Below are 20,041 nucleotides of genomic sequence, written 5' to 3' on the forward strand. Positions count from 1 at the left end.
ATGTCAAAACTGCTTTTTCGTTTACTCCATCATCGATTCTAACCTAAAGAATTTATAAAAAAGAAAACGGAGAATTCCCGAAAGAAAAATTTAAGGAATTCTCCGTTTTATTATCTGACTGAGCAAACTATGAAGTTATTATTCAATATAGAGCTGTGCAACAAATGGGGCATAAGATATCCAACTGCTTTTTCTCTGCCATAGTTGCATTTCAACTGCAAAGATGACACTTTTCACAGGCGGACGGTGTGGCTGCACAACCGCCGAGAGCAGTTTCACGAAGCTCTGCAGGAAGTTTTTTGCCCACAGTATACATGGCATCGATCATCTCATCCAGCGGGATGAACTGGGGGATACCGGCCAGTGACATTTCCGCTGCGATTAGGGCATTGGAAACACCGGCTGCGTTACGGTTCTGGCAGGGATATTCCACCAGGCCGCCTACCGGGTCGCACACAAGTCCAAGCATGTTCATAAGAACCGTGGAAGCAGCATAAGTACACTGAAGAGGTGTACCGCCAAGAAGTTCCACAGCAGCAGAAGCAGCCATTGCAGAAGCGATTCCGACCTCAGCCTGACATCCGCCAACCGCACCGGCAACTGTTGCATTACGCATGGCAAGATAGCCGATCGCGCCTGCATTAAATAATGCCTGGCGGATTTTTTTATCGGAAAAGCCATAGACCTCCTGAAGAGCAAGCATCATTCCGGGAACGATCCCGGCACTGCCGGCAGTAGGAGAGGCAACGATAAGTCCCATGGAAGCGTTGGTCTCAAGGGTTGCCATAGCGTAGGTGATCCCCTTTCCGAGAACATTTCCGCACAGGCTTTTTCCCAGGTTATGAAATTCGCAGAGCTTTCGGGCTTCACCGCCGATCAGTCCGCCCATAGATATCACCGGATCTTTGATGGGGGAAAAAGCAGCGTCCTTCATGATCTCCAGAACACGGTCCATGCGCTGGTCCACGATTTCAGCAGTGGTTTCACCGAGAAGGATCTCACGCTGGCGCATTACTTCGGAAATCGGAAGCTTTTTTTCCTGGCAGAGAGCAAGAAGTTCCTTGGCATTTTTGAAATCCATAAAACACATCCTCCTTTTCCCTACATCTGAACAACCATGACATCATGGATGTTGGTGTTCCGGTGAATGCTTTCTACGATATCTTCCGGGAGATGACCATCGGATTCCACGATCGTATAGGCTGTGGTTCCTTTGGATTCACGGAAGAGGCGCATGAAGGCAATGTTAATGTTACGTTCACTTAAGCATCTGGTGATGTAGGCCACAACACCGGGAGTATCCTGATGGATCACGATGATGGCACTGTATTCGCCGGTGAAATCCACTTTCACGTGGTTGATCTCCACAATGCGGACCTTGCCGCCGCCCAGCGATTCCCCCCGAACTGTCATTTCCTGTCCCTGTTCATTGACCATATGGATATCTACAGTGTTGGGATGGACATCGGTTTCCGCTTCATTTGGAGTAAAGGAAAAGTCGATCCCCTGTTCCCTGGCAATATCAAAAGAATTCCGTATACGCATGTCATCTGTGGAAAAGCCCATGATCCCGCCAAGGAGGGCACGGTCTGTACCGTGTCCTTTGTATGTTCTGGCGAAGGAACCATAAAGGATGAATTCTACTTTTTTCAGGGGCGGCGTGATCATCTTCTGGGCAAGGAAAGCAATACGCGCAGCCCCTGCGGTATGAGAACTGGAAGGACCGATCATGTTGGGACCCATAACGTCAAATACACTGATAAAAGACATTTTGCTTAATTCTCCTGTGGTGTTTTTGCAATAAATTTCTTATAAATGGTGTCAACGATCACGCCGATGGCGTTGTCACCGGATACATTGCAGGCAGTTCCGAAGGAATCCTGGGTAATGTAAAGGGCAACCATGATAGCACAGATGGCACCGTCCGGATCACCGGCTTCCGCTCCGAATACCATGTAAAGGAATGGAAGGGCAGTCATGATGGAACCACCGGGAGCACCGGGAGATGCAACCATGGCAACACCGAGAGTCATGATGAACGGAACGATGATCCCAAGACTGATGGGCAGCTGGTTCATAAGGCAGACTGCAGTAGCACAGGCTGTGATGGTGATCATGGAACCGGCCATGTGGATGTTTGCACAGAGCGGTACTACGAAGTTGCGGATCTGCTCGCACACGCCGTCCTTTTTGGCACATTCCAGATTGACCGGGATGGTAGCTGCGGAAGACTGGGTTCCCAGAGCAGTTGTGTATCCCGGGATCTGATTTTTGATCAGAGTGAAAGGATTCTTTTTGCTGACAGTACCTGCGATCACAAACTGGATCGTAATGCAGATCAGGTGCATGATGATAACAACAAGGAATACTTTCCAGAGGATGCTTAAGATGGCAAAGGTTTTTCCGGAAATAGTCATATCTGTGAAGGTTCCGCAGATGTAAAGCGGAAGCAGCGGGATGATAATGGTATGAAGGACTTTGTCAATGATCTTGGAAAAGTCACTCATTCCGTTATAAAGGCTGTTTCCCATTTCTTTTCCACGCATGGAAGAGAGGCACAGTCCCATGACAAAGGCAAGGGCAACAGCAGAAAGAGTATCCATGACCGGCTCCAGTGTGATGGAGAAAAACGGTGTCAGGGATGCGTCTGCGGTAGCTGCGATCTGATCCAGTGCACCTTCACTCATAAAGTGCGGGAACAGGCTGGATGATACCAGATAGGATGCGGAACCTGCGATTAGAGTGGAGCCATAAGCCAGAGCCACTGTGATCAGGAGAAGCTTCCCTGCACCCTGTGAAAGATCCGCAATACCCATGGTCACATAGGCAAGGATCATCAGCGGGATGACGAATTTCAGAAAGGTACTGAAAAATCCGGAAAGGGTTACAACAAAGCGACAGAAGCCTTCCGGAAGGAACTGGCCGAACAGGATACCTACGATGATGGCAATGATCAGCTTCGGCACAAGTCCGATCTTGATTTTTTTCTTTTCCATTTGGATTCTTTCCTCCTAAGTATGAATTTATTCATTTTGCACAAAAATACGATTGACGTCCTCGTGATTGTATTGTAACATTGACATAAAAATAAGGCAAATTCACAGATTTCATCATCACGATGAAAAAATTTCATAGTAAAAGGGAGAAAATCATGGAAATCCGTCAGTTGGAGACGTTTGTACATGTAGCACAGCTTCAGAGCTTTTCAAGGGCAGCAGAGGTTCTGGGATACACCCAGTCAGCGATCACTGTCCAGATCCGTCTTCTGGAAAATGAGCTGGAAACAAGACTTTTTGACAGAACAGGAAAGCGTGTGGTGCTTACTCCGTCCGGAAAAGAGTTTATGGAGCATGCAAGCAGGATCTTATATGATGTAAATAAAGCAAAAAAGTCAATGAATGATGATGCAGAACTGAAAAATCCATTGCATATCGGGACGATCGAATCCCTGTGTACTGCCAAGCTCCCTTCGGTCCTGAGTAAATTCCGCCAGCTTCACCCGAAGGTCAGCCTGCAGGTGACTATTGATACACCGGAACAGCTGATACGGATGATGGAGCATAACGGGCTTGATCTTATTTACATACTGGACACTCCAAGGTGGGACCAGAACTGGATCAAAGTAATGGAGAAAGCTGAACCTGTGGTATTTGTGGCCTCCGCAGATTCGGAATTTGCCGGAAAGACGCTGAAGATGGGGGATATCCTGGAAGAGCCTTTTTTTCTCACGGAAAAGAATGCCAATTACCGGCAGGCCCTGGATCAGCAGCTGGCGCTTAAGAAGCAGGCTCTGTCACCGGTGCTGGAGATCAGTGATACCGCCTTTATCATCCGCATGCTGGAAAAGAATCACGGACTTTCCTTCCTTCCCTATCTGGCTGTGGAGCGAGATATCCGGAAAGGAAGAATTGCCCTTTTACATGTGGAGGATGTGGAGATATCCATGTACCGGCAGATTTTTTACCATAAGAATAAGTTTAAGACGAGAGAGATGGAGGAGTTTATCCGCCTGGCAGCAGAGTGAAAGTCTGTGCTTGTAAATACAAATAAAATGTGGCACTATAAAAGAAAAAACACAGGAGAGAGAAAAATGGATTTTATTGAAGAAGCAAAGAAGCTTGGCTTTTCCGATGCTGCGGTCATGAAAACCGATAAGCTGGTGTTTGTGCCGGAATACCGTGTTTTCTGTGAAGAAAATGCCTGTGGCAATTATGATAAAAATCCTGCATGTCCACCGGAAAGCGGAACCGTGGAAGAAATGAAGGAACGTGCCCTGGGCTATGAGAACACACTGGTGCTCCAGACGACACAGGACAGACTCATGGATTACAGAAAAGCCAAGCTTGCACATAATAAGCTGACAGAGCAGTTCGCAGAGAAGATGAAAGAGTGCGGAAAAACAGATCTTCTGATCATGAGCGCCGGGCCGTACAAGCATAATTCCTGTATGTCTGCCTACTGTGTAGATGCGCAGAAGATGGCAGATGCTGTGGGAATGCAGTGCTGGACCAATGATGGAAAGTTCCGGTATTTTTCGCAGATCCTTTTTCGAGAGTAGCGTAGCGCATTTTTTATATATTTTTTGTGTAAAAACTGGACATATTGTCAGGAAAAGGGTAAATTTATTTTGAAATGATCAAACAGGAGGGAAACCAGAATGGAGAAATCAACAGTTTATTTCACTGATTTTCGATGTCCGGTGGGAACCAGCCAGCTGGACAAACTGAAAAAACTCTGCGTTGCCGCAGGAATCAAAGATATCGATATGGATGGAAAATTCGTAGCCATCAAGATGCATTTCGGAGAGCTTGGAAATATGGCATTCCTTCGTCCGAACTATGCAAAGGTAGTCGCAGATCTCTGTAAGGAGCAGGGCGGAATGCCGTTCCTGACAGATTGTAATACTCTTTATCCGGGAAGCAGAAAGAATGCACTGGAGCATCTGGACTGTGCAAATCTTAACGGATTTAACACGATCACAACCGGATGTCAGATCATCATCGGTGACGGAGTTCGAGGAACCGATGAAGTAGAAGTTCCGGTAGTAAACGGAGAATACTGCAAAACTGCCCTGATCGGACATGCTATCATGGATGCAGATATTTTTATCAGTCTCAGCCATTTCAAGGGACATGAGGCAACCGGCTTTGGCGGCGCCCTGAAGAATATCGGTATGGGCTGCGGAAGCCGTGCCGGAAAAATGCAGCAGCATGCCAGCGGAAAGCCGGCCATCCATGAAGATGTCTGTCGTGGCTGCCGCCGCTGTGCGAAAGAGTGCGGAAGTGATGCGATCACATATGTAAACAAGAAAGCAGTTATCGATTACGATAAATGCAAAGGCTGTGGCCGCTGTATCGGCGCCTGCAGCTATGATGCCGTATACAATCCGAATAGCAGTGCAAACGAGCTTCTTGACCGCAAGATGGCAGAGTATGCACAGGCTGTCTGTCACGGACGTCCTCATTTCCATATTGCACTGGTACAGGATATCAGCCCTAACTGTGACTGCCATGGTGAAAATGATGCGCCGATCCTTCCGGATATCGGAATGTTCGCAAGCTTTGACCCGGTTGCACTGGATCAGGCCTGTGCAGATGCCTGTCTGAAGGCAACACCGATCGCCAACAGCCAGCTTGGAGAGCATCTGGCAGAGCCGGGATGGCACTGTCATCATGACCACTTTAAGGATTCCAATCCGAATATTGAGTGGAAGGCAACTCTGGATCAGGCAGAAAAGATCGGTCTGGGAACCAGGGAGTATGAGCTGAAGACAATCAAATAAGCTGAGAAATAAAGCTCAGAAAATATCAGAAAATCCGGGAACACAGTTCATATTACTCTGTGTTCCCGGATTTTTACATCTTTTTACAGGTGTGCCTGGTGGCATTCGTTTTCAGAAAACAATTTCATGTGATGAAAAGAGGCTGTTATCCCGGAGTTTCAGCTGCAGGAATCCCGGACGATCTCCAGAAATCTTTCATGGATCCGGGTGTCTTCATCCAGTTCCGGGTGAAAAGCAAAGGCCAGCTGATCATTGTACTGTACGCCAACGATCCGGTCTTCGACAGAAGCCAGAACCCTTGTATCATCGTGGACGTCAGACACATAAGGCGCACGGATAAAGGTCATGGGAACTTTGCCCACAGATTTAACCGTTTCTTCCGTATGAAAGCTTCCAAGCTGTCTTCCGTAGGCATTTCTGCGCACACACATGGGAATGGTGCCAAAATGACAGCTGTCCTGTCCTTCGATCTCAGAAGCCAGAAGGATCAGTCCGGCACAGGTAGCCAGAACGGGCATTCCGTTTTCGATTCTTTTTTTCAGGGGCTCAAACATATCAAGCTCTTTTAATAGCTTGCTCTGAACAGTGCTTTCCCCGCCCGGAAGGATCAGAGCGTCGAAGGGCTTTTTAAGATCACCTGCCTGGCGCAGCTCGATATGAGAAACGCTGAGGCGATCAAGAACCTTTTCGTGCTCTGCAAAAGCACCCTGTAAAGCCAGTACCGCAATTGTCATTATTTGCCTCTTTCTGCCATCAGTAAGGCGATTTCCTGTTCATTGATCCCGACCATAGCTTCGCCAAGATCTCTGGAAAGCTCTGCGATCAGTCTGGCATCGGTGTAGTTGGTAACTGCTTTTACGATGGAAGCAGCTCTTTTTGCCGGATTTCCGGATTTAAAGATACCGGAACCGACGAAGACACCTTCGGCGCCAAGCTGCATCATAAGAGCGGCATCTGCAGGAGTGGCAACGCCGCCGGCAGCAAAGTTTACAACCGGAAGTCTGCCGTTGTCATGTACATAGGATACCAGTTCATAAGGAACCTGGAGAGTTTTTGCAGCCTCAAAAAGTTCATCTTCACGCATACTGGTAAGCTTTGCGATCTCGCTGTTCATTTTTCGCATATGGCGGACTGCCTGAACGATATCACCGGTTCCGGGCTCACCCTTTGTACGGATCATGGAAGCACCTTCATTGATGCGGCGGAGTGCCTCTCCAAGATCTTTTGCACCGCATACAAAAGGAACTTTGAATTCTCTTTTATTAATATGATAAACATCATCAGCAGGAGAAAGAACTTCACTTTCATCAATATAGTCGATCTCAATGGCTTCCAGTACCTGTGCTTCCACAAAATGTCCGATACGGCATTTGGCCATAACAGGAATGGAAACTGCGTTCTGGATCCCTTCGATCATTTTCGGGTCACTCATTCGGGAAACACCGCCTGCTGCACGGATATCGGCAGGAATACGCTCCAGGGCCATAACCGCACAGGCACCGGCAGCCTCGGCAATTTTTGCCTGCTCAGGTGTTGTGACATCCATGATCACACCGCCCTTTAACATCTGTGCCAGTTCTTTGTTCAGTTTATATCTTTCATTTGTTGCAGACATGATCTTTTCCTCCGTAATCATTGATTTTGTGTTTGATTTCTGTTGGTTCCAGATTATAAAACTTACTTGTGTATTTAAAAATATCCAATATAGATAATTTTTTAAGGGACAGTTATGAGACTGTGAACAGATAAAGTGAAAAAGAGATAAAAAAACGGAAAAGCACGCCTGCTTAAAATGCGTGCTTTTTGCTGCGGGAAAAGGATCAAAATTTGAAATATATTAGATGAAATAAGGATTTCATACAAGAATTAACGCGTGCACATGCGTGCATAAAACAACGCCGTTGTGAATAATATACAAAGAAATAACCGTAAACTTTGGATAAAAATGAGAAAAAAGAAAAAGCTGTAAATTTATATTGCATAATAAGACTGCGTGTGATAACATACACACAACATAATTAACACGCATTTGACACGCAAATAAAAGAAAATAGCACGCAAACAAAAGAATATCAAAGATAAGTGAAGCTAATGTGCAGGAAAACGTGCAGATCGTGTGTACAGAAACAGGCTGCATTCTGTGGGCAGAGAGTACAGAGCAGGCCGGAAATCTTTTTCAGAGGAGGAAATTATGACAGGAACACAGAAAAAACAGCGTCTGCTGACTATGATATTCGGAGCTTTCGCGATCTTTTTTACAGGATATCCCCATGTATGGTCTATTTACCAGCCTTATGTGATGGAGCAGGCAGGCTGGAGCCAGGGACAGGCATCCATGTGCTTTTATCTGGCACTGAGCACCTTTGTATTCGGAAATATCGTAGGCGGAAGGATGCAGAACCGCTTTAAGGAAAAGACGATTGTATGGATCGGAGGCGGGATCTTTGCAGCAGGAATCCTGGCATCCGCATTTCTGATCGTTCCCACACCGCTTCCTATGTATCTCTCCTATGGAGTGATGCAGGGATTTGGTCAGGGAATGATCTATACGGTGATCCTGGCAACAGTACAAAGATGGTTTCCGGACCGTACCGGATTTGCTTCCGGCGTTGTGGTAACTGCCAACGGACTTTGTGGATTTTTCCTGGCACCGCTGAGTCGAAAGCTGCTGGAAGCGGAAGGTGTGCAGAAAACCCTTCTGATCGTTGGCGTGGCCATCACGATTTCCTGGATCCTGTGCGGTATCTTTTTTCAGGCACCCGATAAGAGTCTGGTGAACGCAGGTGGCTCTGCGGAAAAGTCCGGGACACCGGAGATGAAGCAGTATACATCCGGAGAGATGATGAGAACAAAGAATTTTTATCTTCTTCTTGCGACCATGTTCTTTGGACTGATTTCTTATTTTATGGTTTCACCGGTATCCCAGACCTACCAGATCGACCTTGGAATCCCGTCTGCAGTGGCAGTCAGTGCCGTTATGCTTGGATCCATTGTCAATGCAGGAGCAAGACTGGTGCTTCCCACACTGGCAGATAAAGTGGGCAGGATTGTCTGCATCAAAGGAGTGCTGATCGTGGCAGTGATCGCTATGGGAGTTCTCGCTGTATCAAGATCCCTGGCAGTAACGGTTGCCGTTGTGCTGATGTACGGCTGCTATGGCGGCATCATGGGAAGCTTTCCATCTCTGACAAGCTCCATTTTCGGAATGAAACACACCGGAGAAAATTATGGATTTGTTATGTTCGGTATCGTATTCGCAACCTTTGGCGCACCGGCGATCTCCGGTCTGGTGAGCAGCAATGGTTATGAGATGAACGTGGTATTTGGGATCGGAGCTGTTTTTGCAGTGATCGCATTTGTATGCCTGACTTTGCTTGGACGAAATCTTGTGAAAGAGCATGCTGAAAAATCTGTCGGAGCAAAGAAGGGTACAGCACAGGTACGCAAACCACAGGCAGAATAAATCTGAATGTAACTGGATGCAGAGCTGTGCCGGCTGCCGGATCAAAAACAGCTGACTGAGAATCTGAAAACAGAAAAACCTGGAAGAAATAATGTGCCTGTGGCTGAGTTCTTCCAGGTTTTTTTATGAGTTGCCGGAATCAGATATTTCTGCTAGGATAACGGAAGGATGAGAAAATCAGATATTGTTTTGCCTGTTTATGGATGCGAGTGTGTGAAATACTGCAAAAATAAGGAGTTGATGCATATGATCACCTGTCAGGATATACTGGAACTGCAGCTGGACGGAGTGGAACTGATCGCCGGGGAAAAAGGTCTCACAAGACCTGTCACATGGACCTATATGGTGCAGACCCGGCCTTTTGAGGAGCATATGAACCAGGGGAATTTTGCCCTGTGTGTGGTGGACTATGTCCGGTTTGACCTGGAAGAAGCACAGAAAGCCATGGAAGAACTGTATGGGCTTGGAATTTCCGGCTTTGGGATCTCTATCACCGATGACAAGGAGCCCGTCCCGAAGGAGATGATCGACAAAGCAAATGAACTGAAGCTTCCGCTGTTTTACATCCGGTGGGAAGGAGCTTCTTTTGTGGATATTGCCCAGAGTGTGGGAAAGATCATCCTGGAATATGAAATGCAGAATAAACGGATGGGAGATTATCTTTACAATCTTTTGTTTGGCTATGATATTAATGATCGCTATATCGAAAAAATCTCCCAGCAGTTCGGGATCAACTTTACCACACCCTGCAGAGTAGGGATCATTGTGGCTGACCGGAAGTACGGCATCAATCTGGAACAGGATGAACATATCTATGAATATTATGCCAATTATCTGAACCAGGAAGTTATGGAAATGGAAGGAAAGCCCATGTTCCTCAGGTTTCTTAACAAGTTTGTTCTTCTTTTTGAGGCAAAAAAAGACAAAAGCATTGAACATGAGCTGGAGAAGGTTCTGCAGAAGATCGATGCCAGTCCGCAGTTTCACGGAACCATCCGAAGCACCTGTATCCTGGGCGGTATCTACACCAATCCGGCAGATTTCGGCACCAGCTATCAGGAGGCAAAGCGTCTGATCCCCAAAAAAGACATACTTCCAAATCCCAAGCACAAGAAAGTCTTAAGTGCAACAGCCATGGGAATCTATCAGTATCTGTTCAATAACGACAACCATGATGAGATCCTGAATTACTGCAATGAACGGCTGGGAAAGCTGGAGGAATATGATCATGCCAACGGAACGTTTCTTCTGGATACCCTGCTTGCCTATTACATGAACGGGTTCAGCGTCGGAAAAACGGCGAAGGAACTTTTTATCCACAGAAATTCCTTGCAGTACCGGATGAATAAGATCCAGGAGCTGATAGATTTTGAGCTGGATGACTATATGGAATATCTGGATATGATAAACTGTATCCTGATCAAACAGCTGATGTTTTCCTGAAGAGCAGGTTCATATATTTACAACACTGTGCAAAATGAATAGTTTGTTTGTGCAAAATAAAAGTTGACGAAAGGCTTCTTCTGAGTATAATGAAGTCTATCAAACAACGAAGGCGTTGAAGGAAATAAAAAATTTCTTTCAGCGCCCTTTTTGTTTACAGGCGAAAACGTTCAGGTCGACCAGTTAAATATGTTTTGTGCCAGCTATGTAGAAGAGGAGGAAACGAATATGAAAAAAAATCTTTTAGGCAAAATGGTGATCACAGGTATTATTTCCGCAGCAATGTTAGCATCTACAGCAGCTTCCACATGGGCAGCAGACAAATCCGATAAGGATGTGTTAAGGGTTGGTATGGAATGTGCATATGCACCGTTCAACTGGACCCAGGATACAGACACAACCCCGGACGGAAGCAAGGCAGAACCTATTTACGACAGTGATTATTACGCATATGGCTACGATGTGGCAGTAGCCCAGAAGCTTGCAGATCAGCTTGGAATGAAGCTGGAGATCCACAAGGTTGAGTGGTCCTCCATCGGAATCTCCATGGATGCCGGCGATTATGACTGTATCATCGCAGGTATGGGAAAAACGGCAGAAAGAGAAAAATCATATGCTTTTACAGAACCATATTATTACAGAGATAACTGTATCGTGGTAAAGGCAGGCGGCAAATATGACGATGTCAAAGGTCTTTCCGATCTTGCAGGAACAGGCTGTAAGGTTACCACACAGCTTGGAACCGGATGGGTACCGCTTCTGGATCAGATCGACGGTGCAGAGCAGTCCGGAAACTATGAGACAACATCAGAGTGCTTTATGGCAATCTCCAACGGAGTTGCAGATGTCTGCGTTGTAGATGTTCCTACAGCAGAATCAGCAGCACTGACAAACAAGGATCTGAAGATCATCAACCTGGATGAGAAGGATACCTTTAAAGATGATGATGAAATGGTCAATGTCTGCATCGCAACAAGAAAAGATGACACAGAGCTGAGAGATAAGCTGCAGGGTGCTATGGATGACATCGGCTGGAACGATAAAGAGAAAATGGATGAGCTGATGGATACTGTTCTGACACAGCAGCCGGCAGCGAACTAGTCCAAGTGAGGTGGAGATATGTTAGGCTTTTCAATCACAGATCCTTCCAATTCCCTGGAATGGATGATCTTTCTGGCAAAAAAATATTCCAGTATGTTTCTGGAAGGAACCTGGCTGACTCTCTATATAGCTGTAGCAGGAACCATTCTTGGTTTCCTGCTGGGCTATATCATCGGTATCATCCAGGATATCCGTATCAATGAAGGCGACAGCATTCTGAAAAAAGGAATTTTTAAAATCTTAAAGGCAATCTGCAGGATCTATGTGGAGGTTTTCCGAGATACGCCAATGATCGTTCAGGCAATGGTCCTGTATTATGGTATCCGTCAGGCAAATGTGAATATTACACCATTGTTTGCAGGTGTTATGGTAACGGTATTGAACACCGGAGCTTACATGGCAGAAACTGTCAGAGCCGGCATCGGTTCCATTGATATGGGACAGAGAGAAGGCGCCTGGGCCATGGGAATGTCACCTATGAAGACCATGATCTATGTAGTACTTCCACAGGCCTTCAAAAACATCATCCCTGAGATGGCAAATACATTTCTTACAAATCTGAAAATGACTTCCGTTCTGAATGTTATCGCAGTTCAGGAGCTGTTTATGGCAGCGAAAACTGTAGGCGGAAATTATTATAAATATTTTGAATCCTATCTTGTTATTGCAGTGATCTATTTTGTACTCTGCTTTGTATTCAACCGTCTGTTTACATTCCTTGAAAAGAAGGTGAAGAAAACAGAGAACTACGCACTGGCAGTGGAATATATGGAAAATCCGTAAGGAGGGAAAAATAATGGGTGATGCAATCATATCCGTTGAGGAATTAAGTAAAGCATTCGGGCAGCATGAGGTACTGCGAAAAATCGATTTCAACGTGGAGCCGGGTGAGATCATCTGTATCGTTGGTTCCTCCGGTTCCGGAAAATCCACTCTGCTTCGCTGTATCAACAAGCTGGAAACCCAGACCAGCGGAAAGATCCGCTATCATGGAAAAGAGATCGGAGCAGTCCAGAAGGAGATCAATGATTACCGGTCAAAGGTCGGCATGGTATTTCAGTCATTTAATCTCTTTAATAACATGACTGTTCTTCAGAACTGTATGCTCTGTACAAGAAAAGTCCTTCATCTGTCAAAGGAAGAAGCCTTTGACAGGGCGATCACACATCTGAAGCAGGTAGGAATGGCACCGTTTATCAATGCAAATCCAACACAGCTTTCCGGTGGACAGAAGCAGAGGGTTGCCATTGCAAGATCGCTCTGCATGAATCCGGAGGTCCTGCTTTTTGATGAACCTACATCAGCACTGGACCCGGAGATGGTAGGCGAGGTTTTAAATGTTATGAAGGAGCTGGCGACCACAGGCCTTACCATGATCATTGTGACTCATGAGATGGCATTTGCCAGAGATGTTTCCACTAGGACGATTTTTATGGATCAGGGTTACATTGTGGAGGATGCACCTCCGGCGGAGCTGTTTAAAAATCCTAAAAATGCCCGTACCAGAGAATTTTTGAGCCGTTATCTGGCAGGATAGGAAGGAGTATAAAATGGAAAATTTTATTGTAACCTTTGCCAGAGGTTTTGGAACCGGCGGAAAGGAAATCGCCTCCATGCTGGCAAAAGATCTTGGGATCCACTGTTATGAAAACCGTATCCTGACACTGGCAAGCCAGATGAGCGGACTGGATGAAAAGCTCTTCCTGGATATCAATGAGCGTATCCGGAATAACGGAGGATTTACAGGATTCCTTAAAGGGCTGCCCAGATCCAGGCAGTACATTGCAAGAAATGAGAAATTTGTTTCCGATGACCGGTTGTTTGAGTATCAGTCACAGATCATCAGAAACCTGGCAGATCAGGAATCCTGCGTGATTGTCGGAAAATGTGCGGATTATGTCTTAAAGGGCAGAAAAAATGTGGTAAGTATCTATATCGAAGCGCCGCGTGCCTTCTGTCTGGAGCGGACCATGCAGAGGATGAAGGTATCCTCAGATGTGGCAGCAGCCACCATTGAGAATACAGATAAGTACAGAGCGGACTATTATAAATATTATACAAAAGGTAATTACTGGACCAATCCCGTCAACTACGATATGACGCTGAACAGTGAAAAAGTCGGAATTGCAGGATGCGTAAAGATGATCGAAGAATATCTGGTGATGAAGGGTCTGATCACACGGGAACAGATCTTATCAGAACAGATCACAAAAGGGGAGGAAAAGAAATGAAGCTGGAAGAAACAGGACTGACATTTGAGGATATCAAGGAAAAAGTAAACAAATACATGATCGAGACCTATGAGAGAATGGATTTTCTGGCAGAAAGTGCAAAAGACCAGTATATCTACAATGAGAAGGGCGAAAAATATCTGGATTTTTATGCAGGTATCGCAGTAAACTCCGCAGGAAGCTGCAATGAGAAGGTAGTAAAAGCGGTTGTAGACCAGGCGCAGACACTGATGCATACCTTCAACTATCCGTACACCATTCCCCAGGCTCTTCTTGCTGAAAAGGTCTGCACAACCATCGGAATGGATAAGATCTTTTTCCAGAACTCCGGTACAGAGGCAAATGAGGCCATGATCAAAATGGCAAGAAAATACGGAATCGAAAAATATGGTCCGAACCGTTATCATATCGTAACTGCAAAAATGGGATTCCATGGAAGAACCTTTGGCGCCATGTCCGCCACCGGACAGCCGGGAAACGGATGCCAGGTTGGCTTTGGTCCCATGACCTACGGATTTTCCTATGCACCGTACAATGATCTTGAGGCTTTCAAAGATGCCTGCACGGAAAATACCATTGCCATTATGATAGAGCCTGTACAGGGCGAGGGCGGTGTCCATCCGGCAACCATGGAATTTATGAAGGGACTCCGGGAATTCTGTGATGAGAACGATATGCTCCTTCTTATTGATGAGGTTCAGACAGGCTGGTGCAGAACCGGTAAGGTGATGAGCTATATGCATTACGGGATCAAACCGGATATCGTGTCCATGGCAAAAGCACTTGGAGGCGGTATGCCGATCGGCGCGATCTGTGCTACAGAGGAAGTGGCAAAAGCTTTCACACCTGGTTCTCACGGAACAACCTTCGGCGGACATCCGGTTTCCTGTGCTGCAGCATTGGCCGAGGTTGGTGAACTTCTTGACAGAGATCTGGCTGGCAATGCGGCAAAAATGGGAGCTTATTTTATGGAAAAGCTTGCAAAGATCCCTCATGTAAAAGAGGTTCGTGGTCAGGGTCTTCTGGTAGGTGTGGAATTTGATGATACTATTTCCGGTGTGGATGTAAAGCATGGCTGTCTTGACAGACATCTCCTGATCACTGCCATCGGAGCACATACCATCCGTATGGTACCGCCGCTGATCATTACAGAGGAAGACTGTGATCAGGCGGCTGCCATCATTGAAGAGACGGTAAATGCACTTTCAGAATAAGCAGAGGAGACGAACAGCATGAAAAGATTTACATTTTCCGTACCGCAGAATATTCTTTTTGGTGAAGGTGTATTAAAGGAGCTTCCCGGGGCAGCCGGGAAGCTTGGCGGAAAACATGGCTTTATCATTTCCGGCCCCACACTGAACAGACTTGGCGTAGTGGGGCAGTGTGAAGAAATCCTTACACAGGCCGGCATTGCAGTCAGCACCTTCTGTGATACAGAAGGAAATCCATCGGTGGAGACTGTGGAACGTGCAGCTGAAGCATTCCTGACAAGCGGGGCGGATTTTATTGTTGCTCTTGGCGGCGGTTCCCCTATGGATGTGGCAAAAGCAGTAGGCGTTGTGGCGAAATACGGCGGCAGCATCACAGAATATGAAGGTGCGGACAAGGTTCCGGGGGAGATCATCCCACTGATCGCTATTCCCACAACTGCCGGAACCGGTTCAGAGGTTACGGCTTTTTCTGTTATTACCGATCACAAACGAAATTACAAGCTTACAGTATTTTCCTATAAGCTGATCCCGGCTTATGCACTTCTGGATCCGCTGCTTCTTACCTCCGCACCTGCTTCCGTGGCGGCTGCCTGCGGGATCGATGCGCTGATCCACGCAGAGGAATCCTACGTTTCTCTGGACGCATCTCCATTTTCCGAGGCAATGAGCGAAAAAGCGATGGAGCTGATCGGGCGGAGCATCCGCACCTACGTGGCAGACCGCAGCAATCTGGAAGCAGCTTCCGATATGCTGGCAGGCTCTCTGTTTGCCGGGATTGCTTTTTCCTGGGCAAGACTTGGAAATATCCATGCCATGAGCCATCCGGTCAGTGCTTTTTTCAATGTGCCTCACGGTGTTGCAAACGGAATCCTGTTTCCGTATATCGTGAAATATAACGAAGAGGCAGCCTTCGGAAAATATCAGAAGATTTATAATTATATTTCCACGGAAAAGAAATGTGAGTCTGAGTTTTCAAAAGGAATGCTGGAGCAGGCAGTCCGTGAGCTGAATACACAGGTTGGGATCCCGGCGAAATTATCGGATGCAGGGGTTACGGATGAGTATTTTGCACAGATGACAGAGGATGCCATGAAAAGCGGAAACATTGCGATAAATCCTCAGAAAACCGTTCGGGAGGATATCCTGGCACTGTATAAAGAGGCACTGTAGGAAGGTTCCGCTTCATCATGGAATAGAAGATTTTACGATAATTTTATACAAAAATCATAATAATGAGATAGTACCGAAAAAATAAGCATGCTACCATATTTTCTGAAAAAGGGACAGAAGTCAGAAAAGGAGCGCATGCATATATGATAAAAACCTATGTGATAGATACGAATGTACTGATCCAGGCTCCATATGCATTGGAGTGTTTTGAGGACAATAATCTGGTACTTCCGCTGGTGGTGCTGGAAGAACTGGATGGACTTAAAAAGGCAGAGGGCGAAAAAGGAATCAATGCAAGAGCCGCAGTCCGAAAGCTGGAATGGTACAGGCAGAAGGGTGATCTGTTACAGGGAGTAGCACTTTCCGGCGGTGGTATTCTGCGTATTGAAAAAAATTTTGTACACGTAGAGCTGCCGCCGGATCTTCCGGATGACAAACCGGATAACAGGATCCTGAAGGTATGCAGAGGTCTTGCGGAAACAGATGAGCAGGTTATTCTGGTGACAAAGGATATCGTACTTCGTCTGAAGGCACAGATCATGGGAATTCAGGCAGAGGATTTCGAGCGTGAGCAGATCTCAGATGATGATGCACAGTATACCGGTCGTACAGAAGTATACATTCCGGAAGATAAGGTCAAGGAGTTCAAGAAAAAAGGAATTTCTCTTGAAGAGGTTTATCAGAGTGACGAGGAAGGAAATCATACCATACCGGAATTTCATGAGAATGAATTTGTGATACTGAAGCCGGATCAGTCTACAAAAAAGACACTTCTTGGAAGAGTATCCTCAGGAAAGATAGTCCAGCTTGTTTACAAAAAAAGCAAGCCCTATGGAATATCACCGAGAAATGTCGGACAATATTTTATGCAGGAAGCCCTTATGACAGATGCAAAAGAAGCTCCCCTTGTTATCATCAAAGGAATGGCGGGAACCGCGAAAACATTTTATTCGCTTGCTGTTGGAATGGAAAAGGTATATAACAATCCGGCACAGGAATATCGCCGTGTGATCGTATGCAGACCCAACGCACAGTTTGACGATGATATAGGATTTCTGCCGGGCGATGAAAAGGAAAAAATAGCACCTTTGATGAGACCGGTGATCGATAATCTGGAACAGATCCTTGATTCGGATGAAAAGAAGAGATATGAAGATGAAGACGAGCTGAGTGATAAGATAGCGGAGATTTTTGAACGTGGAATCATTCAGACGGAAGCATTGAATTTCATCAGAGGAAGGTCTATTGCGAAGACATATCTGATCATTGATGAAGCTCAGAATATGACACCAAATCAGGTAAAGGGCATTATCACAAGAGCAGGCCAGGGAACGAAGATCATACTGCTGGGAGATCCGCAGCAGATCGACAGGCCCTTTCTGGATGAAAGGACAAATGGTTTAAGCTATGCGGCGAAACATATGGTGGATAGTCCTCTTTGCTGGCAGATCACATTGTCAGCTGAAGAATGCGAGAGATCATCGCTGGCAATGGACGCAATAAAGAGACTCTGACTATATGGCTAAGAAGCATAAGCAGAGTGGGAATATCTGCACGAAACACGTAGGGAGAGTAAAAAAACTTGAAGTATAAGGATGTAGCGAATAATAAGGAAATCAATGCATATCTGAAAAAGGGAAATTCAAACCTGGGACAGCTTGGATTTACAGATCATTCACAGGCACATTGTGTTCAGGTAGCACATCAGGCCGGGAAGATTCTGAAAAGACTCGGCTACCCGGAGCATGAGATCGAGCTTGCAAAAATCGCCGGATATATGCATGATATCGGAAATGCGATTAACAGAAACCATCATGCGGAATACGGTGCCCTTCTTGCAAATGATCTGCTGAAGGATACCAACATGTCTCTTGAGGACAGAGTAACTGTCATAGCTGCAATCGGAAATCACGATGAATCAACAGGAAGCCCGGAAGATGTTATATCAGCAGCACTTATCATTGCGGACAAAACTGATGTCAGAAGAAGCCGTGTACGCCAGAAGGAAAGATCTGCGTTTGATATTCACGATCGTGTGAATTATGCTGTGACAGATTCGAAGCTTAAGATTGATGAAGAAAAATCTGTGATCGCACTGAACCTTCAGATCGATGAAAATATCTGTTCCATGTATGACTATTTTGAGATTTTTCTTGATCGGATGATGTTCTGCAGAAAATCAGCAGAAATTTTGGGAACAACCTTCAAGCTGACTGTAAACGGACGAAAAGTACTTTGAACAGAGTAGCTTTCGGGAAAATCCGGACCAATATGATGGTAATGAGCTGGCAATTATAGAGAAGAAAGAAGAATCCCCTGGATACGGAAAATTATCCGCGTTCAGGGGAATTTTTATGGTGTGAAAATTATATTATCCAATGCGTCGTAAAACCCTTTGCTTCAGCTATGGGGATATAAGACGCGTCCATCGAATTTATGCAAGTAATTGAAGATGGACAAAATAGTAATTGTATCAACTAATAAACTATAGTATAATACAAATATGAACACAACATATAAATCAAACAACAATGTCGTCTATTCCTGTAAATACCATGTAGTATGGTGTCCAAAGTATAGACGAAAAGTATTAATTAATGGTGTGGACGTCCGGCTGAAGGAGCTGCTCACAGAGTATGCTGCAAATCTTTCTGTAGACATTCTGGAAATGGAGATCATGCCAGACCATGTTCATATGCTTTTGGAAGTAGATCCTCAGTTTGGCATCCACAAAGCTGTAAAGTCATTTAAAGGCTATACGTCCAGAATTTTAAGACAGGAATTTCCCTATCTTAAAACGAAAATGCCGACTCTCTGGACAAACAGCTATTTTGTATCAACGGTGGGCGGTGCCCCGCTGGAAGCAGTAAAACAGTATATTGAAAACCAGAAAACATCGCAGAGACAAAAGGATAAGATGGGATAATGCAAAAAGGAATTAAATTCAGGATCTACCCGAACAGAGAACAGAAAAACTTCATCCATCAGACCCTGGGATGTTGCCGGTTCATCTACAACCGGGGACTTGCCATGCGTAAGGAAGGCTATGAAAATGGGGAAAAGATCGGCTATTCCCAGACTTCCGCCATGCTGACAGAACTGAAAAAGCAAGAGGAGTTTGCTTTTCTGAAAGCAGCAGATTCCATTGCATTACAGCAGTCTCTGCGGGATCTCGACCGGGGATTTGTGAATTTCTTTCAGAAACGGGCCTCCTATCCAACCTTCAAAAGTAAACATAACCGGTTCCAGTCATACAGAACGGTAAATCAAAAAGATAATATCCGTATTGTGGGAAGATATATCAAACTTCCGAAACTTGGATTTGTTAAAATACGGCAGTCGATGGAAGTGGAAAAGATTAATCACGTGATCATTGAGCACACACCAGCTGGAAAATATTTTGCGGTTTTAAATGTTGATTTTGAACCGGAACCACGCTCAAATGCTGGCGGAACGATAGGGATTGATGTCGGGATCAAAGCGTTCTACTCCGACAGTAATGGAAATACGGTATCAAATCCCAGATATCTGGAACGCTCAATGCGAAAACTCATAAGAGAACAGCGCAGGCTTTCCCGAAAACAAAAAGATTCCCATAACCGCGAGAAGCAGCGGATCAGGGTGGCAAGAGTGTATGAGA

The 20,041-nt window shown here is 45.6% G+C and carries 20 protein-coding genes; 15 read left to right on the forward strand and 5 right to left on the reverse strand.

The features are described 5' to 3' along the window. Positions 1–211: 211 nt before the first annotated feature. Genes sdaAA through NE671_RS14980 form a run of 3 tightly spaced genes read right to left on the reverse strand, consistent with a single transcriptional unit; the run spans position 212 to position 2,996 of the window. Positions 212–1,081: an L-serine ammonia-lyase, iron-sulfur-dependent, subunit alpha gene (gene sdaAA, locus NE671_RS14970; protein ID WP_173740970.1), complete on the reverse strand. Its 870-nt coding sequence runs from the start codon at positions 1,079–1,081 to the stop codon at positions 212–214. A gap of 20 nt (positions 1,082–1,101) precedes the next feature. Beyond that, a complete protein-coding gene (gene sdaAB, locus NE671_RS14975) occupies positions 1,102–1,770 on the reverse strand; it encodes an L-serine ammonia-lyase, iron-sulfur-dependent subunit beta (RefSeq protein WP_015527273.1) in 669 nt (222 codons plus the stop codon). 5 nt (positions 1,771–1,775) lie between these two features. Further along, entirely contained in the window at positions 1,776–2,996 is a 1,221-nt protein-coding gene (locus NE671_RS14980) for a dicarboxylate/amino acid:cation symporter (RefSeq protein WP_021652178.1), read from the reverse strand. Between the two features lie 155 nt (positions 2,997–3,151). Between NE671_RS14980 and NE671_RS14985 the strand changes: the two genes are divergently transcribed. The 3 genes from NE671_RS14985 to NE671_RS14995 all read left to right on the forward strand — a co-directional run bounded on the left by NE671_RS14985 (position 3,152) and on the right by NE671_RS14995 (position 5,782). Next, positions 3,152–4,024 (forward strand): LysR family transcriptional regulator, encoded by an 873-nt coding sequence (locus NE671_RS14985; protein ID WP_044961890.1) that lies wholly within the window; start codon positions 3,152–3,154, stop codon positions 4,022–4,024. Positions 4,025–4,090: 66 nt separating this feature from the next. After that, positions 4,091–4,558, forward strand: a complete 468-nt coding sequence (locus NE671_RS14990) for a DUF2284 domain-containing protein (RefSeq protein WP_044961893.1) — start codon at positions 4,091–4,093, stop codon at positions 4,556–4,558. Between the two features lie 99 nt (positions 4,559–4,657). Next, positions 4,658–5,782, forward strand: coding sequence for a DUF362 domain-containing protein (locus tag NE671_RS14995; RefSeq protein WP_021652181.1), 1,125 nt, complete (start codon positions 4,658–4,660; stop codon positions 5,780–5,782). 158 nt (positions 5,783–5,940) lie between these two features. Here NE671_RS14995 and pdxT read toward each other — a convergent pair whose 3' ends face one another. Then, positions 5,941–6,516, reverse strand: a complete 576-nt coding sequence (pdxT, locus tag NE671_RS15000; protein WP_129974791.1) for a pyridoxal 5'-phosphate synthase glutaminase subunit PdxT — start codon at positions 6,514–6,516, stop codon at positions 5,941–5,943. Next, positions 6,516–7,397, reverse strand: coding sequence for a pyridoxal 5'-phosphate synthase lyase subunit PdxS (pdxS, locus tag NE671_RS15005; protein WP_044961895.1), 882 nt, complete (start codon positions 7,395–7,397; stop codon positions 6,516–6,518). Before pdxS ends, pdxT begins: the two co-directional genes overlap by 1 nt. A 576-nt stretch (positions 7,398–7,973) precedes the next feature. On the opposite strand from pdxS, the gene NE671_RS15010 reads away from it, so the two are divergent. From NE671_RS15010 to NE671_RS15065, 12 genes are all read left to right on the forward strand, one after another. Then, positions 7,974–9,245, forward strand: a complete 1,272-nt coding sequence (locus tag NE671_RS15010) for an MFS transporter (protein WP_044961897.1) — start codon at positions 7,974–7,976, stop codon at positions 9,243–9,245. Between the two features lie 168 nt (positions 9,246–9,413). Then, positions 9,414–10,688 (forward strand): PucR family transcriptional regulator, encoded by a 1,275-nt coding sequence (locus NE671_RS15015; protein ID WP_021652185.1) that lies wholly within the window; start codon positions 9,414–9,416, stop codon positions 10,686–10,688. Positions 10,689–10,916: 228 nt separating this feature from the next. Then, a complete protein-coding gene (locus tag NE671_RS15020) occupies positions 10,917–11,789 on the forward strand; it encodes a transporter substrate-binding domain-containing protein (RefSeq protein ID WP_044961899.1) in 873 nt (290 codons plus the stop codon). 18 nt (positions 11,790–11,807) lie between these two features. Next, positions 11,808–12,572, forward strand: a complete 765-nt coding sequence (locus NE671_RS15025) for an amino acid ABC transporter permease (protein ID WP_021652187.1) — start codon at positions 11,808–11,810, stop codon at positions 12,570–12,572. A 10-nt stretch (positions 12,573–12,582) separates the two neighbouring features. Continuing rightward, positions 12,583–13,326, forward strand: a complete 744-nt coding sequence (locus NE671_RS15030; RefSeq protein ID WP_276530704.1) for an amino acid ABC transporter ATP-binding protein — start codon at positions 12,583–12,585, stop codon at positions 13,324–13,326. A gap of 13 nt (positions 13,327–13,339) precedes the next feature. Then, the gene (locus NE671_RS15035; protein WP_021652189.1) at positions 13,340–14,020 is read left to right on the forward strand and encodes a cytidylate kinase-like family protein; all 681 of its coding nucleotides are present in this window, start codon (positions 13,340–13,342) and stop codon (positions 14,018–14,020) included. Next, positions 14,017–15,234, forward strand: coding sequence for an aspartate aminotransferase family protein (locus NE671_RS15040; protein ID WP_021652190.1), 1,218 nt, complete (start codon positions 14,017–14,019; stop codon positions 15,232–15,234). Before NE671_RS15035 ends, NE671_RS15040 begins: the two co-directional genes overlap by 4 nt. An 18-nt stretch (positions 15,235–15,252) precedes the next feature. Continuing rightward, the gene (locus tag NE671_RS15045; RefSeq protein WP_129974789.1) at positions 15,253–16,401 is read left to right on the forward strand and encodes an iron-containing alcohol dehydrogenase; all 1,149 of its coding nucleotides are present in this window, start codon (positions 15,253–15,255) and stop codon (positions 16,399–16,401) included. Between the two features lie 143 nt (positions 16,402–16,544). Further along, positions 16,545–17,915, forward strand: a complete 1,371-nt coding sequence (locus tag NE671_RS15050) for a PhoH family protein (RefSeq protein ID WP_021652192.1) — start codon at positions 16,545–16,547, stop codon at positions 17,913–17,915. Between the two features lie 68 nt (positions 17,916–17,983). After that, the gene (locus tag NE671_RS15055) at positions 17,984–18,640 is read left to right on the forward strand and encodes an HD domain-containing protein (protein WP_021652193.1); all 657 of its coding nucleotides are present in this window, start codon (positions 17,984–17,986) and stop codon (positions 18,638–18,640) included. A gap of 264 nt (positions 18,641–18,904) precedes the next feature. Next, positions 18,905–19,327: an IS200/IS605 family transposase gene (tnpA, locus tag NE671_RS15060; RefSeq protein WP_161206384.1), complete on the forward strand. Its 423-nt coding sequence runs from the start codon at positions 18,905–18,907 to the stop codon at positions 19,325–19,327. Then, on the forward strand, positions 19,327–20,041 hold a 715-nt coding region (locus tag NE671_RS15065), incomplete at its 3' end, for an RNA-guided endonuclease TnpB family protein (RefSeq protein ID WP_173740995.1). The genes tnpA and NE671_RS15065, both read left to right, overlap by 1 nt.

This window comes from Blautia sp. DFI.9.10, assembly GCF_024461705.1.
GTDB classification, from domain to species: domain Bacteria; phylum Bacillota; class Clostridia; order Lachnospirales; family Lachnospiraceae; genus Blautia_A; species Blautia_A fusiformis.

Excerpts from the sequence above, each read along its gene's own strand:
- sdaAA (WP_173740970.1), bottom strand. The coding sequence starts at position 1,081 with ATGGATTTCAAAAATGCCAAGGAACTTCTTGCTCTCTGCCAGGAAAAA.
- sdaAB (WP_015527273.1), bottom strand. The coding sequence starts at position 1,770 with ATGTCTTTTATCAGTGTATTTGACGTTATGGGTCCCAACATGATCGGT.
- NE671_RS14980 (WP_021652178.1), bottom strand. The coding sequence starts at position 2,996 with ATGGAAAAGAAAAAAATCAAGATCGGACTTGTGCCGAAGCTGATCATT.
- NE671_RS14985 (WP_044961890.1), top strand. The coding sequence starts at position 3,152 with ATGGAAATCCGTCAGTTGGAGACGTTTGTACATGTAGCACAGCTTCAG.
- NE671_RS14990 (WP_044961893.1), top strand. The coding sequence starts at position 4,091 with ATGGATTTTATTGAAGAAGCAAAGAAGCTTGGCTTTTCCGATGCTGCG.
- NE671_RS14995 (WP_021652181.1), top strand. The coding sequence starts at position 4,658 with ATGGAGAAATCAACAGTTTATTTCACTGATTTTCGATGTCCGGTGGGA.
- pdxT (WP_129974791.1), bottom strand. The coding sequence starts at position 6,516 with ATGACAATTGCGGTACTGGCTTTACAGGGTGCTTTTGCAGAGCACGAA.
- pdxS (WP_044961895.1), bottom strand. The coding sequence starts at position 7,397 with ATGTCTGCAACAAATGAAAGATATAAACTGAACAAAGAACTGGCACAG.
- NE671_RS15010 (WP_044961897.1), top strand. The coding sequence starts at position 7,974 with ATGACAGGAACACAGAAAAAACAGCGTCTGCTGACTATGATATTCGGA.
- NE671_RS15015 (WP_021652185.1), top strand. The coding sequence starts at position 9,414 with ATGAGAAAATCAGATATTGTTTTGCCTGTTTATGGATGCGAGTGTGTG.
- NE671_RS15020 (WP_044961899.1), top strand. The coding sequence starts at position 10,917 with ATGAAAAAAAATCTTTTAGGCAAAATGGTGATCACAGGTATTATTTCC.
- NE671_RS15025 (WP_021652187.1), top strand. The coding sequence starts at position 11,808 with ATGTTAGGCTTTTCAATCACAGATCCTTCCAATTCCCTGGAATGGATG.
- NE671_RS15035 (WP_021652189.1), top strand. The coding sequence starts at position 13,340 with ATGGAAAATTTTATTGTAACCTTTGCCAGAGGTTTTGGAACCGGCGGA.
- NE671_RS15040 (WP_021652190.1), top strand. The coding sequence starts at position 14,017 with ATGAAGCTGGAAGAAACAGGACTGACATTTGAGGATATCAAGGAAAAA.
- NE671_RS15045 (WP_129974789.1), top strand. The coding sequence starts at position 15,253 with ATGAAAAGATTTACATTTTCCGTACCGCAGAATATTCTTTTTGGTGAA.
- NE671_RS15050 (WP_021652192.1), top strand. The coding sequence starts at position 16,545 with ATGATAAAAACCTATGTGATAGATACGAATGTACTGATCCAGGCTCCA.
- tnpA (WP_161206384.1), top strand. The coding sequence starts at position 18,905 with ATGAACACAACATATAAATCAAACAACAATGTCGTCTATTCCTGTAAA.